The organism is Nitrosomonas sp. (assembly GCF_019752415.1).
GTDB lineage: Bacteria > Pseudomonadota > Gammaproteobacteria > Burkholderiales > Nitrosomonadaceae > Nitrosomonas.
The window spans coordinates 1-14,166 of record NZ_JAIEME010000002.1 but is presented as its reverse complement, the minus strand read 5'-3'; the positions used below and the strand labels follow the sequence as shown (position 1 = coordinate 14,166).

General features: G+C 51.4%; 9 protein-coding genes and 1 pseudogene. 2 read left to right on the top strand and 8 right to left on the bottom strand.

Annotation, left to right across the window (positions count from 1 at the left end; all coding sequences use genetic code 11):
- Positions 1-74 precede the first annotated feature (74 nt).
- A complete protein-coding gene (locus K2P83_RS00275) occupies positions 75-2,045 on the bottom strand; it encodes a PAS domain-containing hybrid sensor histidine kinase/response regulator (protein WP_292925854.1) in 1,971 nt (656 codons plus the stop codon).
- Positions 2,046-2,318: 273 nt separating this feature from the next.
- Here K2P83_RS00275 and K2P83_RS00270 point away from each other — a divergent pair, with 273 nt between their 5' ends.
- Positions 2,319-2,648 carry a nucleotide pyrophosphohydrolase gene (locus tag K2P83_RS00270; RefSeq protein ID WP_292925852.1) on the top strand — a complete coding sequence of 110 codons (330 nt, stop codon included), beginning with the start codon at positions 2,319-2,321 and terminating at the stop codon, positions 2,646-2,648.
- 26 nt (positions 2,649-2,674) lie between these two features.
- Here the strand turns inward: K2P83_RS00270 and K2P83_RS00265 are convergent, their stop codons facing one another.
- Positions 2,675-3,823, bottom strand: a complete 1,149-nt coding sequence (locus tag K2P83_RS00265; protein ID WP_292925851.1) for a class I SAM-dependent methyltransferase — start codon at positions 3,821-3,823, stop codon at positions 2,675-2,677.
- Between the two features lie 216 nt (positions 3,824-4,039).
- On the opposite strand from K2P83_RS00265, the gene K2P83_RS00260 reads away from it, so the two are divergent.
- The gene (locus K2P83_RS00260; protein ID WP_292925850.1) at positions 4,040-5,377 is read left to right on the top strand and encodes a DEAD/DEAH box helicase; all 1,338 of its coding nucleotides are present in this window, start codon (positions 4,040-4,042) and stop codon (positions 5,375-5,377) included.
- A gap of 52 nt (positions 5,378-5,429) precedes the next feature.
- Here the strand turns inward: K2P83_RS00260 and K2P83_RS00255 are convergent, their stop codons facing one another.
- The 6 genes and pseudogenes from K2P83_RS00255 to K2P83_RS00230 all read right to left on the bottom strand — a co-directional run.
- A complete protein-coding gene (locus K2P83_RS00255) occupies positions 5,430-6,098 on the bottom strand; it encodes a DUF192 domain-containing protein (protein WP_292925849.1) in 669 nt (222 codons plus the stop codon).
- A gap of 9 nt (positions 6,099-6,107) precedes the next feature.
- Positions 6,108-9,314, bottom strand: coding sequence for a multidrug efflux RND transporter permease subunit (locus K2P83_RS00250; RefSeq protein WP_292925847.1), 3,207 nt, complete (start codon positions 9,312-9,314; stop codon positions 6,108-6,110).
- Positions 9,311-10,561 (bottom strand): efflux RND transporter periplasmic adaptor subunit, encoded by a 1,251-nt coding sequence (locus K2P83_RS00245; protein WP_292925846.1) that lies wholly within the window; start codon positions 10,559-10,561, stop codon positions 9,311-9,313. Before K2P83_RS00245 ends, K2P83_RS00250 begins: the two co-directional genes overlap by 4 nt.
- 38 nt (positions 10,562-10,599) lie before the next feature.
- Positions 10,600-12,057: an efflux transporter outer membrane subunit gene (locus K2P83_RS00240; RefSeq protein ID WP_292925845.1), complete on the bottom strand. Its 1,458-nt coding sequence runs from the start codon at positions 12,055-12,057 to the stop codon at positions 10,600-10,602.
- Between the two features lie 236 nt (positions 12,058-12,293).
- Positions 12,294-13,346: a TIGR03032 family protein gene (locus tag K2P83_RS00235; RefSeq protein ID WP_292925844.1), complete on the bottom strand. Its 1,053-nt coding sequence runs from the start codon at positions 13,344-13,346 to the stop codon at positions 12,294-12,296.
- A gap of 242 nt (positions 13,347-13,588) precedes the next feature.
- Positions 13,589-14,166: pseudogene (locus K2P83_RS00230) on the bottom strand (hypothetical protein); the annotation flags it as partial.

Below are 14,166 nucleotides of genomic sequence, written 5' to 3'. Positions count from 1 at the left end.
CTTCCTGAGTATGTGAATCCCTGTTTTATCTAAGAAAAACAAATCAAAATCGATGCTATGGATTTAGCCTATGATTAGAAATACCGCTCAATTGCTTCATGCAATACATCCATTCTAACCGGTTTGGTCAAGTACTGGATAAAACCAGCTTGCAGCCCGCGGTCGATATCGATGGACATGGCATCTGCGGAGAGGGCGATCACCGGAATATCGCGAGTTATGGGGTCGGTTTTGAGCGCTTCCAGCACCGCATAGCCATCCATGCCGGGTAAGTGAATATCCAGCAGGATAACTTGCGGTTTATAACGCCGCGCGAGCTCCAAGCCGGACTCACCGTGGGTGGCGGAGATCAGTTTCAAATGCGGTTGATGCCGGAGCATGGCTTCGACCAGACGCAGGTTTGCGGCATTGTCTTCGATATACAGCACCGTTTGTTGCGGTTTGCCGGTATTAATCGCTTTATCTTGTGATATCGGATTTTCAGTGTTTTCGGCTTCTGCCGTAAGCGGCAATTCAATCCAGAACGTCGAGCCTTCGCCGAGCGTACTGTTAAATCCAACGTGCCCACCCATCAGCTCAGTCAGTTGTTTGGATAGCGCGAGTCCGATGCCAGTCCCTTCCACCGCAGTGAATTCAGCACCCAGACGTTCAAAAGGTTTGAAGAGGTATGCCTGCTTTTCCGGCGGAATGCCCGGACCGGTATCGGTTACACAAAGCCGGAGAAAACCATTATTCTGATCATGACAGGAAATTTTGATGTATCCGCCGCTCAGGTTGTATTTGGCTGCGTTGGACAGCAGATTGACCAGGATTTGCCTCAGCCGGGTTGGGTCGGCCAATACGGTCTCGCCAGTAGGGCACTGATTGATTAGATGAAGCAGTCTTGCGGTAATGAGCGGTTGGGTAATTTCTGTTGCGGTGTTGATGGCAGCCGCCAAGTTGACGGGTTGTGATACGACCACCATTTTCCCGGATTCGATACGAGCCAAATCCAATAACTCGTTGATGAGTTCCAGCAGATAATCACCAGCACGATGGATTTCTTGTACGTATGCTAGCTGACGGGGCTGGAGGTTTTCATATTCGAGTAGCTGGGAAAAACCAAGAATTGCATTCATTGGTGTTCTCAGTTCATGACTCATACGTGATAAAAACGCACTTTTGGCACGATTGGCGCGCTCAGCTTCGTCGCGAGCTGCCGTCATTTCTGCGGTGCGTTGTTTGACACGAGATTCGAGTTGCTCATTGAGTATTTTAAGATTTTCTTCAGCTTGCTTAAGATCGGTGATATCGGTGATAGAACCGACCATACGCACTGGCTTTCCATTAGCATCTCGAACTGCTTCGCCGCGCGATAATACCCACCGGTAACTACCATTCTTGTGACGCAAACGCATTTCAACACGGTACTGCGCATGCTTCTCAAAATGGTTGGTTATGGCTTGAACGACTGAAGTTTTGTCGTCTGGGTGAATCAGTTCAAAAAAAATAGAGTCGATGTTTGGCAGCTCATCAGCTTGATAGCCGACGATTTCCTTCCAGCGCGGTGAGAGATAATCCTCGTGCGTGATGGGATTCCAATCCCAGATTCCGTCATTGGTTGCATTCAAGACAAGGCGCATGCGTTCTTCACTGTGACGCAAATCTTCTTCAATCTGCTTGCGCTCGGTGATATCCGTGCCAACACTGATCATGAATTCTACTTTGCCCTGGTTATCACGTAACACCGTGTTGGACCATTCGATCAATCGATAATCGCCAGACTTTGTGCGCCAACGGTTGGTGTATTGGTTGAGTGCGGTTTGCGGGTTGTTTACGTGGGCTACAAAGGCTGCCGTATGGATGGCATCGGAATCTTCCGCGGGCAAAAAAATATCCCAGGGAAATTTACCTTCCACTTCGGCGAAGGTGAAGCCGCTTAATTTCTCACAAGCGGTGTTAAATCGATAGATGCCTCCCGCATGATCCAATACAATTACCAGTGCGCCAACATTTTCAATGATGGCATTGAGAAAATCCGGGTCGCGCATTGCTTTTTTGTTCATTTCCACACCGATCATTCATATATTGAGAGCAGAAAGCAAAATTTTACCCAGCGTATCTGTTAACAATCAAAAGAGCAATATTCTAAAGGGTGTTGTCTTCAGACAACACCAAGTTTTGCTTTGTACACAGAGAATTTTGGATATGTATTAATATTTTAGAATAAAACAGTGCTATTCTGTTTTGCAATTAAAAGCTAAGAATGTTTGTTTACGGGTTCATCTCCAGCCAATTTTTCCGGGTTTTTCCTTTTCAACGATGGAAGCCTACTCCTAGTGAATGACATTAAAGAAATCACCGAAATTTTACTAAAATTCCGTAATGAACGGGATTGGGCGCAATTTCACAACGCCAAGGATCTCGCGCTGGCGCTGAATATTGAGGCGGGTGAGCTGCTCGAAGCTTTTCTGTGGAAATCTTCTGAACAAGCGGACATCGGCAAGGTAAAAGAGGAGCTTGCCGATGTGTTTGCGTTTGCTTTTCTGCTTGCTGAAAAATACGATCTGGATGTGAAACAGATTGTGCTGGAAAAGATGGAACAGAATGCGCAAAAGTATCCAGTGGAAAAATCCCGAGGAGTTGCCAAGAAATATACCGAGTTGTAAGGATACTGTGTAGAAACTATTCCCGGCTACCGGACGGCCAACCGCCATAAGGTGGTGAGTTCCGCGTTGCGGGCAGCGTGGAGCGGGTCGCTGGTATCCGAGACACGCGGATGGTGCGGTTTGATATTTGCTTGACTCAATACTTTCAAGCCTGCTACCTCAATCATTTCGAGCAATTCCGCGCGTGTTCGCAATCCTAGCTGTTCGGCAAAATCAGACAAAATCAACCAGCCTTCACCGCCGGGTGCCAGATGGCACTTAAGGCCGTGCAAAAATCCACGCAACATACGGCCTTCCGGGTCAAATATTGCGTGTTCCAGCGGTGAGCTGGGCCGGGCCGGAATCCACGGCGGGTTGCATACGATCAGTGCGGCTTGCCCTTCGGGAAAGAGGTCTGCCTGCACCACATCAACCTGGCCGACTAAACCCAGACGCGTCAAATTTTCGCGCGCGCAGTCCAATGCACGTAAATCCTGATCCGTAGCGATGACGCGCTGGATGCCCCTGCGTGCCAGAATGGCAGCCAGCACACCGGTACCGGTACCGATATCGAATGCGAGCGATTGTGCTGCGGCCAGTTTGGGTAACGGTGCTGCCGCGATCAATTCCACGTACTCGCTGCGAATCGGTGCGAAAACACCATAATGCGGATGAATGCGCGCATGCAATGCGGGAATCTCTATGCCTTTTTTACGCCATTCGTAGGCACCGATCAGCCCCTGTAATTCGCGCAGCGAAGCGATGTAATCTTCAGTGCGTGGCCCATACGCTTCCAGACACGCCGAACGCACATCGGGCGCGCGGCGTAATGGAATACTATGATCGGCATTGAAAGGAATCAGCAACTGACCCAGGGTGCGAGCGCGTTGTGATTGCGCCTGGCGGTGCAGATGAAAGGTTTCAGCGGGAGCTAGCGCGGTTTTTTGGCTTTTACGTTCCGTCCGCTTTTTGTCTATGCGCCGTGCCAGAGCTTGCAGCAATTGACGCGCATTCTGAAAATCACCCCGCCACAGCAATCCGGTGCCTTCACAGGCGAGACGGTAAGCCGTATCGGCCGTCATGCGGTCATCGATGACTTGTACGCGCTTGGGCGGCGGCAGATTTTTTTCCGAACACCAGCGTGTTGATTTATCTTCGTCCGCTTCATTCCAGTGAATGACGGGATCATCACGCATTGTGAGAATTGTGGCAGGATAATAGGACTACGGAATAGAGGGATAAATGCATGGGAAGTATGAGAAATTTATTGATTATAGTTGAGATTTTAAGTTCAACCCATATTATACTCTTCATAAGTTTAAGTTCTGGATTTATGGCAACACCCTTCATCCGCTTACCTTGATTGTCATGCGATTACCGCAATGACAGACCGTTAACCCTCCTGGAGTTTTATGTCTTTCTCTACTTTCGGCTTGTCCGATGAAATTATCCGTGCCGTCACTGAACGCGGCTACACGGTTCCTACCCCCATTCAAACACAAGCCATTCCAGCCGTATTGGCCGGTGGCGATTTATTGGCCGGTGCACAAACCGGCACCGGTAAAACCGCCGGTTTTACCTTGCCTATTTTGCATCGTCTTTCCGACAAAAGTGTTAAAGGACCATCCAGCGGGCGGCCACCGATACGCGCGCTGATTCTTGTGCCGACGCGTGAACTCGCCGCGCAGGTGGAAGAGAGCGTGCGTGATTATGGCAAGTACCTGAAACTCAGCTCGATGATTATGATCGGCGGTGTGAATATCAATCCGCAAATCACCCGCCTGAAAAGCCGTGTGGATATTTTGGTTGCGACGCCAGGGCGGTTACTCGATCATGTGCAACAAAAAACGCTGAGCCTGGCGCACATTGAGATTCTCGTGCTGGACGAAGCCGATCGCATGCTGGACATGGGGTTTATCCGCGATATTAAAAAAATTCTCGCGTTACTGCCGAAGCAGCGGCAGAATTTATTATTCTCGGCTACTTTCTCGGATGAAATCCAGGCATTGGCGGACAATTTACTTAACAAGCCGGTAATGATTGAGGTGGCGCGCCGTAATGCGACTGCTGACAAGGTGACGCATGTGGTGCATCCAGTGGATCGTGAGCGCAAAAAAGAGCTGCTGGCGCATTTGATTAAGCAACACCGCTGGTCACAGGTATTGGTGTTTACTCGCACCAAACATGGCGCCAATAAGCTGGCTGAGTTTTTGTTGGCAAATAGCATTCCTGCACTGGCCATCCACGGCAATAAAAGTCAGTCGGCGCGCACGCAGGCACTGGCAAAATTCAAGGCAGGTGATCTGCAAGTGCTGGTGGCAACCGATATTGCCGCACGCGGTATTGATATCAGTGAGCTGCCGCATGTTGTTAACTTTGAACTGCCCAATGTGGCTGAGGACTATGTTCACCGCATTGGCCGCACAGGTCGTGCCGGTTCAGAAGGGGATGCGGTATCGCTGGTTTGTGTCGATGAAAATAAACTGCTGACAGCGATCGAGAAACTCATTAAGCGCGAAATACCCAGTCAGGTAATTGCCGGTTTTGAACCGGATCCGCGCATTAAAGCTGAACCGATAAAAAATGGCCGTGGCGGCGAACCCCGTGGTGCAACCCATTCACGCAATCCACCAAAAAACCAGACCAACAACAAAAAGCCGGCCACAAAGAAACCTGCTGGCGCTGGCTTTGCGCGCCCAGCAACGCATCACTTTGCTGAGCCACGCCGTGCTGGAGGGCGGGGACGTTAACAGCCTGTTAACACGGTATCCAGAAGTGGCAGGAGAGCCAGGGCTTACGAATTCATTGTGCAATAGCCGGTGCGAGTGGAATCCCGCGTAGTCTGAAGCCGGGCTTCAAGCCGCGTTTTTCGAACCAGCCCTGATTCATTTCCAGTGCGTAGCGCACTGGTTTGGCGGCACAGTGTGACTTCTCAGTCTCAGGCTGCATGTCCTTAAGATTTACGATGCTGCCGTCATCGGCGATGAAGGCGATCGTCAGTGGCAGCAGCGTGTTGCGCATCCAGAAGCAGCGTATCTGAGGATTGTCGTATATGAACAGCATGCCCTCGTTGGCGCCCATAGTCCGGCGGTACATTAATCCCATGCTTTGCTCGTCCATGGTTTGAGCCACTTCGGCTTGGATGACATACATGCCCGCCGTTAACTCGACTACCGGCAAGCGTGATTGCGGGCCGTTCTGGGCCATCACGCTGACGGCAGTCAATAGACCCAGAAGCGCCATTATGAATCGTTGCAGTAGCGCTTTTGTTTGGCCATAGCTCATAGTTTGTTTCGATGTTTCGCGCCTAACAGGCCGTTGAAAAACTATCTGCGTTGCCGCTGCGGTGTTAAAAACAGACTCAGAATGCTCATTTATTAAGTATAAACTGCGCTTTTTCGCCTGTTTTTGCCTTGCATCGGCTGCCTCGAAAACGTTTTTCAACGGCCGGCTAATTAAAAAGAAACTCATTTTCATTGTTTACTCCTGATCGCTGCCTTTTGGAGGGGTCGCCTGATCTTCTTTCTGCGGCGTAGCGGTTTTTGCTTCAACTGGTTTGGATTCAGCGCCCGGATGTTTGATGCGGTGCCCAATCTTACCCATCACGACGAAGAACAGCGGAACAAAAAAGATGGCCAGGAATGTAGCTGCGAGCATGCCGCCAAATACCCCGGTGCCGATGGAATGCCGGCTGGCAGCACCGGCTCCGGAGGCAATAACCAGCGGAAACACGCCCAGAATAAAAGCCAAGGATGTCATGATGATCGGCCGGAAGCGCAGCCGTGCTGCTTCCAGTGCTGCATCGGTGAGCGATACGCCTGCGGCATACCGTTGATTGGCAAACTCGACGATCAGAATCGCATTTTTAGCGGCCAGCCCGATCAAAGTGACCAATCCGATCTGGAAATAAATATCATTGCTCAAATCCAGCGTCCAGATTGCCAGCAGTGCTCCGAGTATCCCGAAAGGAATCGCAAGAATTACAGCAAATGGAATCAGCCAGCTTTCGTATAAGGCTGCCAGCACCAGAAACACCATCAGAATAGCAAACGAAAACACCATGATCGATTGCCCCCCGGCTTTGCGTTCCTGGAGCGATATGCCGCTCCAGTCGAGGGTATACCCGCGTGGCGTCAGTATTTCGTCCGCTACTTGTTCCAACGCGGCCAGCGCTTGTCCGGAACTATATCCAGGCGCAGCGCCACCGAGTACCATCGCGGAATTAAAGCCATTGAAGTGCGTGACCGGATCGGGGCCGCTGTTAAATTCCGTGGTGACGACGGAATCCAGCGGGATCATTGTTGATATGCCGCCGTTTTGCGCGCGCACAAAGATTTTGCTGATATCGCCTGGATTTGACCGGTATTCTGCCATCGCTTCGGTTTGCACACGGTAAATGCGGCCGAATTTGACGAAATCGTTGATGTACAGATTGCCGAAATACGCCTGCATGGTGTCGAAAACTTCTGAAATCGGAACACCCAAGGCTTTAGCGCGTTCGCGGTCTACCGTGGCAAATAGCCGCGGCGCGCTGACGCGGAAATTGGTACTGGCCACGGCAATCGCCGGATGCTCCATTGCCTTGGCGGTAAATTCCTGCGCCACTGTGGCGAATGCTGAAAAATCACCGCCGCTGGGATCTTGTACTTGGACCGAGAAACCGCCGGTAGCACCCAGCCCTTCAATCGATGGTGCATTAAACGCCAGAATTAACGCTTCCGGAATTTTGGCGAATTCCTGGTAAGCCGCGCCGATGATGGCTTGAATTTGATCTTCCGGTTTGGTGCGCGTATCCCAGTGATGCAATGGCACGAACATAGTCGCTTGATTGGCGCCACGCGTGCCAAAAACAAAATTCTGACCAGCCAGCGTATCGGTGGAATGCACGGCAGGATTTGCTTGGAAATAACTTTCGATGCGGTCGAGCACTTCCTTGGTGCGCGTCATCGACGCACCATCCGGCAATTGCACCACGGTGATGAAATAACCTTGGTCCTCTTCCGGGAGGAAACTTTCCGGTACGATTTTGAACAATCCAATAATGGCAACAAGCAGTAGCAAGAAGAGCGTCAGCGCAATCGCCGAACGTTTCATGAGGGTGACAACCGTGTCGGCATAGCGGGTCTGCACCCAATCAAATGAGCGGTTAAACAGCTTCCAGAATCCCTTTGGCTCTTCATGACCCGGTTTAAGCACCAAAGCGCACAACGCCGGACTCAGGGTCAGCGCGACAAATCCGGATATCGCCACCGACAATGCGATGGTAATGGCAAACTGTTTGTACAATTCGCCGGTAATGCCGCCCAAAAAAGCCACCGGAACGAATACCGCAGCCAGCACCAGCACGATCGCAATTACCGGTCCGGAGACTTCGTCCATGGCCTTCTTCGCCGCGTCTCTCGGTGCAAGCCCGCCTTTGTTAATATGCCGTTCGACATTTTCCACCACCACGATGGCATCGTCGACGACGATACCGATTGCCAGCACCATGCCGAATAAGGTCAAGGTGTTGATAGAGAATCCCAACACTTCCAAACCGGCCAGCGTGCCGATCAGCGAAACTGGGACGGCGATGGCGGGAATCAACGTGGCACGCCAGCTTTGCAAAAATACGAAAACTACCAGAATCACCAGCAGCGTTGCTTCAGCCAGCGTCCTCAACACCTCTTTGATCGAAACTTCAACAAACGTAGTGGTATCGTAGGGAATATTGTGCGACACACCGGCTGGAAATTGCTTTGCCAATTGATCCATTTCCGCGCGCACGCTTCGCACCGTATCGAGCGCATTCGCGCCGGGCGCCAGAAACGTCAGCAAAAACGTATTCGGTTTGCTATTCCAACGGCCTTCCAGATCGTACGACTGCGCACCCAATTCAATACGCGCGACATCCTGCAACCGTATCATCGAGCCATCGGGAAAAGCGCGTACGATAATGTCTTCGAATTCTTTGACTTCGCTCATACGGCCGCGGGTAATCACTGGAATCGTCAATTCGGTGCCGTTCGGTGTCGGTTCTCGACCGATTCTTCCTGCTGGGAAATCTCGATTTTGCTCGCGCACGACCGCGACAATATCAGTCGGTGTCAGATTCAATTGCGCCATGCGCACGGGATCTAGAATCAGGCGCATCGAATAGTTTTGTCCACCGAAAATCATGGCATCGCCAACTCCCGGCAAGCGCTTGATATTATCGAGCACGCGCAGCAACGTGTAGTTCGAGAGATACACATCGTCATGCTTGGGATCGGTGGAACTCAGCGCTACCACAGCCAGCAAACTGGGCGAAGTTTTTTTCACGGTAACGCCTTGACGTATCACTTCGCTGGGCAGTTGCGGTTCGGCCAGGCGTTGCCGGTTTTGTGTCTGTACTTGCGCAATATCGATATCGGTACCGATCTCGAACGTCAGCCGCAGCATCATGTGGCCATCGTTGGTGCTGACCGACTCGTAATACAGCAGATTGTCGATGCCGGGCAATTGTACTTCGATTGGGCGTGCCACCGCTTCCGCGACGACTTCCGCGCTCGCGCCCGGATAGTCGGCGTCGATTTGCACCATCGGCGGTGTAATTTGCGGAAATTGCGCGATTGGTAGTTTCTGTAATGCGACCAAACCCAGAACGACAATGATGATCGACAGCACCGACGCGAAAATAGGCCGGTCAATAAAAAAATGCGAATTCATGGCGCAATCTGCCCGCTGGATACCTCGGAAGGCGCAGAAGTTACCGCCGCAGGAGTTTTGCTGGCTGGATATGGAATCGTCTGTACTTTAACGCCCGGCATGATGCGGAAGAATCCTTCCGCTACCACGCGATCTCCGGGCTGTAAGCCACTTTCGATTAGCCATTCTTTGCCACGCCACGCGCTTGCCAGCACCGGGCGCATTTCCACCTGCTCTTCGGCATCGATGACAAACACAAATGAACCGGCCGGTCCTTGCTGCACTGCGCGTTGCGGGATTAAAACGGCATTGTGACGAACATAGCCTTTGACGCGAACTTTGACGAATTGACCGGGATACAGGTAAGCATGCCCCGGTGCAAGATTACCTTCCGGATGCGGAAACTTAAATCGTCCCTGCAAGGTACCGGTTTGCGGCCGTATTGTGGCTTCGGCGAAATCCAATATCCCTTCGTGGGGATACACGCTGCCATCGGAAAACGTCAGCACGCCGCGCAATTGAAAAATATCCGGGCTTTCCACGGTTTGTTCCGTCAATTCGCGGCGGCGGCGGAGCAGATAGCTTTCCGGTACATTGACGCTGACATACAGCGGATCAAGCTGCGCGATGGTCGTCAATAGCGTCTCCTGCGCGGAGACCAAGCGGCCTTCGTAAAATTGGCTGCGGCCGATCCGGCCATTGACCGGTGCAGTAATCAGCGTATTGTCCCAATCGAATTTGGTTTTGATCAAATCGCTTTGTGCGGCTTCCAACGCTGCTTTGGTTGCCCGAACTTCGGCCTCAGCATCGTCGACATTTTTCTTACTGACCGCCTGTTTTTCCAGTAACGGTTTGATACGCGCTAAGTCTTGCTGGGCCTGCTGCAAACGTGCCTGCGTTTGAGCCACTTTCGCCTTATTACTTTGAAAGGCAGCTTTAAATGGAACAGGATCAATCAGATACAATCGATCGTTCTTTTTTACATTGCGCCCTTCGGTAAAATACACCTGCTTGATAATTCCGCTGATCTGCGGGCGAATTTCTACTGGGCGGAAAGCTTCTGTTTGCCCGATAAATTCAGGCTCGTCGGCGATGGTTTGTGTACTTACGGTAACCACTTCCACTTGCGGTAGCGGCATTGGTGCGGTTTCCGGCGGTTGAGCCGAGCAAGCACTGAGCAGAATCAGCAATAATCCAGCCAGCAGAAAAGCGAGCGCGGAACAAGTTTTAACGATCGGGAATAGGACACGAAGCATAATGATTGGCATGATTATTGTTGGTTATTCGGGTTGGATTTGAGCACTCTTTACAGCACCCATCCGCCACCCAACGCTTTGTACAGTTGCACGATCGATACCAGATGCAAGCGATATGTCGCCATCAATGACGACTCCGCCTCGAATAGGGTGCGATTTGCCAATAATACATCGACATAGCTGGTGATGCCATTCTGAAAGCGCAGATTCGCCAGCTGCAATGCGGAGCGCAGCGCTTCAACTTGTTCCTGTTGCGCTTTGCGCTGGGTATTCGCGGTTTGCACTGCGATCAAGGCATCTTCAACTTCCTTGAAAGCGACTAGAATGGTTTGTTCGTATTGTGCTAACGCCTGGCGCGCCTGCGCTTCTGCCGCGCGTTGCTCAAAACCGAGGCTTTGCGCATTCAGCAATGGCCCGGCCAAACCGAGACCGCTGGCACCAAACTGACTATTGGAGAGTAGCAAGTTGGACAATGCCGGACTGGCCACGCCGAGAAAGCCGGTAATCGAAAGCCGCGGGAAGCGTGCGGCTTTGGCTACACCAATGCGCGCTGTTGCGGCTGCGAGTGCTTGTTCGGAGCGCAATATATCCGGACGCCGCTGTATCAACTCCGACGGCAAACCGGCGGGCACTTCCGGCGGCATCTGTTGCTCGGCCAATGAATGACCGCGTGCAACCGGTGCCGGATTTCTGCCGAGCAACACACTCAGTTCATTTTCCTTTTGCCGTAGTTGCCGCTCCAGTCCGGCAACTTGCCTCACGGCATTGGCACGAGCGGCATTGATCTGATCGAATTCGATACGGGAAATAATGCCCGCATCCAATTGCGCTTGTAACAGATCAAGCGATTTCTGCCACGAAACCAGCATTTGCTGTGCAATCTCATATTGCCTATCCAGCTGTAGCAAATCAAAATAAGCCTGCGCGACGGCACTGACCAAGGTCAAAATCACGGCATGCCGGTTTTCCTGCTGCGCCAGCAACTCGGCACGCGCCGCCTCGTTGGAGCGGCGGATTTTGCCCCAAATATCCAGCTCCCAATTCAAAGTCGCCTGGCCATAATAATTAAATGGCGTCGGAAACCCGGGAAAGCGGAACCCACCCATCCTTCCGAAAGCCGGTGCATTGGCATCGAATCCCAAATTCGGAATAAAATCCATACGTGCCGCACCCAACCGCGCCTCAAATTCCTCGACACTGGCCACCGCCTGTTTGAGATCCTTATTTTCCTTCAAAGCCTGCTGGATTAACTGTTGCAATGTTTCATCTTGCAGCAATTCCCACCAAGGCAGATTGGCGACCGATTCCCCTTCCATTTGGGACATGCGAAATTTCTCAGCAGTATCGACTTGCGGGCGCAAATAGTCAGGCCCCATGGCGCAAGCCGTTAGCAGCAAACCGGGGAGCAACAATAATATTCGAAGCCAGTGGCGATCACATTTCATTTGAGTAGGGGAAATAGCCGTGTTGTTCCCATCGAACAGGAATGGGGTGAGAATCCCACACATCGCGTATTGATGTCAAACACACCGGCAAAATGCGAGGGATGCCCTCATGGTGTTTGAATTTGGACGGGATGATAGGGAAGTGGATACGCTCGCAATTTCGCGTATGTTATAACAAGCCACTGAATTGCTGTCATTTCGAACAGAACGAGAAATCTATACTGTTGAATCTAGAAGATTCCTCACTGTGTTCGGAATGACAAAGTTGAATTATTCAGGATTTCCTTAAGTCCGACAGACTAGGTTTCAATACTCAGCACACGGCGAATCTCATCCGTCTTGAATCCCAGCGCCATCGGGCGGCGCACATGCGGCAAGGTAATCACGTCATACAACTCATCAATCACGCCTTCCATGCGTATCCAATGCACGATATCGCCGGTACGCAAATCGATGATTTGCACCCCGCAACGCGCTTCGGCATTGCGTGATTTAAGATTATCATCCAGTGCCAGTCCGCTAAAGGTTTTATTATGACGTGGTTTGGACAAGCCTATTAAGGCAAAATGTCCGTGAAAGCTTAAACCACGCATATAACCCGGGCAGAAGCACACCGATTCAAAGCGCCCTGTTGCAAGATCAACGTAGCCAAAATCTCCTGTTCCGGAATTGAGCAGCCACAATTTATCATTGTACCAACGCGGCGAATGCGGCATCGACAGCCCAGTACACACAATATCATTGCGAATGACATCAATGACAAGACCCCCGTTAGTCCGATGCTCACGCCAACCATCGGCAACATCGGATTGACCGACCGCGGTCACATACCCCGGCTGACCGTCCTTCATCGCCAAGCCGTTTAAGTGGCAGCGGTCTTCTGCCGCCAGTTTGCTGATAAACGGAGGTTGCCACAGCGGTTTGAAGCTATGCGTTTCACTCAGTGTTGCCAAACACCCAAATAAGGTATTCACGAACACCAAACGACCATCCCGATCCACCGCCATGTCATGAATATCCAGATCACCGGTGGTATAACCCACTTGCGGCACATATAACCGGTCAAAACCATCCTGTTGCTGTCCCGGCTCAAATACATTCTCAAAGCGCCAAACCTGATACAGGCTGCTCATATACAAACCATTCGGAGTAGCGCACAACCCCATGCACCGGTTAAAACTGCGTTCGAATACTGAAAGTCCGTTATCCGGCTTGAGCCCGATAAAATACAATTTGCCAACCTGATAGGTTGTCAATGCAATACTCAGCTGCTGCTCAGCCAACCAAGACAACAACTGACGGGAAGAACTGATTTCGAGTGTAGGCTTAACCTCTGTTTCGCTAGAATCCATTTAATATCCTGTTTTAATTCTCTTCCGGGTTTAATTCCTCGCTGCTTACGGCGAGGTGCTTTATTCAAATGCTTCGATCAATTCGTTTAACAGGCCGTTGAAAATTATCTGCGTTGCCGCTACGGTGTTAAAAACAGGCTCAAAATGCTCATTTATTATGCGCTTTTTCGCCTGTTTTTACCTTGCATCGACTGCCTAAAGAACGTTTCTCAACGGCCTATTAGAGGCGCCCTTTATTACAATCAAACCGCCACAAAATCCACCGTCAAGTTCTGCCCGACCAGCAACACAGCATCATCCTGCGTATACACGTGATAATAACCATCCCCACGGTTGCCGCCGTCGATCCAGCCGCTATCTTCCACAATGATGTGGCCTCCGGCATTACCATTGACTTTCAGGGTATTGGTGGTAGTCGACAGATTGCGCAAATCGGCTGCCGTGAGCGTCAGCGTATTGTGGTCGCCCTGGCTGTATAAGGAGATGATTTCGATATCTTTGATGCGATCGCCGGAATCCGCCAGGTTTAGATTCAGGCCGGTACCGGCCAGATGCAGCACATCAACGCCTGCGCCGCCATCGACCGAGGCGAAACTCAGATCAGCGACTTGAATCTTGTCATTGCCCGTCCCGCCCTCAAAGCTATCCGCGCCGCCCCGGCCGATCAGTTTGTCGTTGCCGTCACCGGCCTTAAAATGCTCCGCCGCTGTCGTGCCTGTGAGAATATCATCCCTGGGTGTGCCTAGAATTTCAGGCAGCCCACTGCCAAAATCACTGCGGCCAAAGATGATGTAACTGGAGCCGGATGAATGGCCATTCG

Coding starts and splice junctions, on each gene's coding strand:
- K2P83_RS00275 (WP_292925854.1), bottom strand. CDS start 2,045: ATGAACAAAAAAGCAATGCGCGACCCGGATTTTCTCAATGCCATCATT.
- K2P83_RS00235 (WP_292925844.1), bottom strand. CDS start 13,346: ATGGATTCTAGCGAAACAGAGGTTAAGCCTACACTCGAAATCAGTTCT.
- K2P83_RS00260 (WP_292925850.1), top strand. CDS start 4,040: ATGTCTTTCTCTACTTTCGGCTTGTCCGATGAAATTATCCGTGCCGTC.
- K2P83_RS00255 (WP_292925849.1), bottom strand. CDS start 6,098: ATGAGTTTCTTTTTAATTAGCCGGCCGTTGAAAAACGTTTTCGAGGCA.
- K2P83_RS00240 (WP_292925845.1), bottom strand. CDS start 12,057: ATGTGTGGGATTCTCACCCCATTCCTGTTCGATGGGAACAACACGGCT.
- K2P83_RS00265 (WP_292925851.1), bottom strand. CDS start 3,823: ATGCGTGATGATCCCGTCATTCACTGGAATGAAGCGGACGAAGATAAA.
- K2P83_RS00250 (WP_292925847.1), bottom strand. CDS start 9,314: ATGAATTCGCATTTTTTTATTGACCGGCCTATTTTCGCGTCGGTGCTG.
- K2P83_RS00245 (WP_292925846.1), bottom strand. CDS start 10,561: ATGCCAATCATTATGCTTCGTGTCCTATTCCCGATCGTTAAAACTTGT.